Genomic DNA, 2896 nt, shown 5'->3' on the forward strand with positions numbered 1-2896 from the left:
CTGTCGGACTTAGTGCTTTTGAAACTATTTTTAGAGATTTTTCTTCTATTTTAGGAACGAATGAGGAGAATATCGAGCATATTTGACAATTGAGTGACGAAGAAGAGATGAAAAAGATCGAAAATAGAACAATAATGATTAAGTCCGACAGGCTGCTAGAGGAGTGTTTTTCGGCACTCTTCGGCTTCCTGATGCTGTTTGTCCAGTTCAGCCATGACCTGATCCACAACAAACTGTTTAGAATCTGTACCCTCGGGAGTGAGGGCTGTCTTTTCGTTGCGAAAATCTTTCCCTTTCACCGGTTTGCTTACAGTGAACAGGATCACATCACTCTGAAAAGTATCTTTTTCCATGTTGTCTTCCTTGCTGGGAGGCAGAAGGTTGCCATTGATGCTGACAAAGGAGACATAATCAAAGGCTTTCAGATAAGTATAGATTTCTCGTACTCCTTTTTTTGATTCAGGAACCCAGGATCTGTATCTCGTTCCTGCGGGGAACACAATCACGATGTTCCCATGATACTTTCTATGGGTCAGCTCTTTCATGGCCGAATGGTTGATGGGCATGCTGATCTTTCTGATTTCCGCCTGTTTGACAGGGTCCGACTCACTGTCGATGCTTCGGCTGGGGTAAATGACGATTGTATTGTAGGAGTTGGAAAAGGCGGCGGTCAGACCACTGGATTCAGATAGTTTCATTCCCTGGATGGGGAGGAGGGTCTCTGCTACTTCAGGACCGAGATCTTCTGTCTTTTCAATGAGTCTGTATAAGGCCGGGTAATCAAAGTTGCTGTAATGCTCTATGAGAAGGAGACAGGCTTTTCCCTTTTGGGAACGCTCATACAGTTCCTTCAGGTTTTTCACTCCCCGGATGGCACTGCCGGGTTTCATTATTTTTTCTACAAGATCTCCGATGATTTTTCTGTTTTTGGGTTCGCCCTCAAGATAGACATTGTCGGGACGGGCTACATAATCACCATGGAGATTGTTTTTAAGTGCTTCTATCATCTCTAGAAGCCGTTCAACGGATATATTCATATACTATTATAATGCTCCCAATTTTCCGTTTTGTGCAAGTCTTTATAATGTCCATTCTTTTTGTTCTGGAGTATTATTTCCCGGCAGATTATGATGATTATCATGATCTGCCATTTTTCAATAATCAAACCCGTTTATCTTGGTTTTGTCCTCACTCTGTTCCTTTCTCCGCCGCCTCTGTCTGCCGGGGGAACCAGGGATAATCCAGCTCCTCCGGTCAGGAAAGACAGAATAGACATTTTCAGAATCATCATCTCTTCCGCGGGGGAAAAACCCTTATTCAAAACAGGCCCTGATGATACGGAAATCCTTATACTCAGTCAGCTCTTTGAAGGACTGGTGGGCATCAATCCTGAAACTCTTCAGATTGAACCGGCTCTTGCCGCCTCATGGGAGGTCATTGATGATGGTAAAATCTATCGTTTCACCCTGGGAGACAAGCGCTGGAGCGATGGCTCCCCCATCAAAGCCGAAGAGTTCAGGAGTTCCTTCGTCCGTACCCTGAATCTGGGACTGGAGTCTCCGGCAAGCCTCTACCTCTCCCGGTTTATTCTCAATGGTGAGGCCTATGTACAAGGTTCCCTGACTGATGATGAATTGGGCATCCGGGTCCTCCCTGGGAATGTTCTGGAACTTGAGTTCACAAGGTCCTATCCCTTTGCCCTGAATCTCCTGACTCATTATGCCTTCTTCTTATACCCGCCGACTTTTTTTGAGCTCAAATTTTTCGATTTTGAAGCTCTGGCCGGTATCAGGACGTCAGGGCACTATCATCAGGGTGTGGACGAAAAGGGCAAAGTGATTCTGCTGTCCCGGGATCAGAATCCTGAAGCCTCTGGTCCAGAGCGAATTCTGCTTCTGGAGGTTCGGACACACGAGGATGGTCTGAAACTCTATCTGGAAGGCAAGGCGGATTGGCTGACCCGGGGAGCCCTGCCCCTTGAAAAACTATATGACCTGGACTACAGGTATGATTTTGACAATTCAGCCGGGTTTATGAGCTATTTTTATATCCTGAATCCCAGCAGAACCCCGTTGGATGATCCTGGACTGCGTCAATTGCTGCTTACATCTCTGGATCGTGAAGCCCTGATCGACGAAACACTGAGAGCAGCTCAGATTCCTTCGGAATCCCTGGTTCCCCCTTCCCTGTATCGGGATCATAGGGGACCTTCCCATCCCCTGGCAGGATTGGAACGGTCGGGGCAGCTTTTCACTGCTGATCCAGAATGGCAGCCTCTGATCATGATATATCCCACAGATGAAGGGCACCGCATCCTTGCAGAAGCCCTGATCAGTCAATGGGAGGATCGGGGTGGAATCCCTATCGAAGGTCATGCTCTGGATTGGCTTGATTTCTATAAAGCCCGGGAGAATGGAGAGTATCATCTGGCCCTTGGCGGCTGGTCAGCGGAATATAATGACCCTCATGATTTTTTGTCTCTTTTTCTCACGGGAGAAAGGCGCTGGGGATCGGTGTATACCAGTCCTGAATTTGATAGGATTATCCTGGAGGCCGAGTCTCTGGAAAACGGTTCTGACCGGAGATCACTACAGAGAAAAGCCGAAATGGTGTTGATTGAAGACTCCCTTATCATCCCTTTGTTTTTTAACAGCCTGCCTCAGCTGATTGACCGGAGGAAATGGAAGGCTGGACCCTTGAGATTTCCCGGTTACTACAGCTCTTTGAAATATCTTCATTATTGATCCCAGTAAAGAGCTATGGTGATATTCAGCTGGAAATTGATAGATTTTCTTAGGTATCAATTTCTCGAATTTTGCCATTAAAAAGTATGGAATATATAAAAATACTGAAAATATTCTCAAAATACTCGTTTTTAGCACTCAAAATTGGGTTT

2 protein-coding genes are annotated in these 2896 nt (G+C 46.0%); one reads left to right on the forward strand and one right to left on the reverse strand.

The features are described from left to right. Positions 1–155 precede the first annotated feature (155 nt). On the reverse strand, positions 156–1037 hold the full coding sequence (locus PF479_RS13810) for a 1-acyl-sn-glycerol-3-phosphate acyltransferase (protein WP_298007596.1): 882 nt from the start codon (positions 1035–1037) through the stop codon (positions 156–158). Positions 1038–1127: 90 nt separating this feature from the next. On the opposite strand from PF479_RS13810, the gene PF479_RS13815 reads away from it, so the two are divergent. Next, positions 1128–2744, forward strand: a complete 1617-nt coding sequence (locus PF479_RS13815; protein WP_298007598.1) for a peptide ABC transporter substrate-binding protein — start codon at positions 1128–1130, stop codon at positions 2742–2744. The last annotated feature ends 152 nt before the right edge of the window (positions 2745–2896 follow it).

Origin of the sequence: Oceanispirochaeta sp. (assembly GCF_027859075.1) — a bacterium.
Classification (GTDB): Bacteria; Spirochaetota; Spirochaetia; order DSM-2461; family DSM-2461; genus Oceanispirochaeta.

Bases quoted from the DNA above. Each gene is read 5' to 3' on its own strand.
- PF479_RS13810 (WP_298007596.1), bottom strand. From the start codon at position 1,037: ATGAATATATCCGTTGAACGGCTTCTAGAGATGATAGAAGCACTTAAA.
- PF479_RS13815 (WP_298007598.1), top strand. From the start codon at position 1,128: ATGATGATTATCATGATCTGCCATTTTTCAATAATCAAACCCGTTTAT.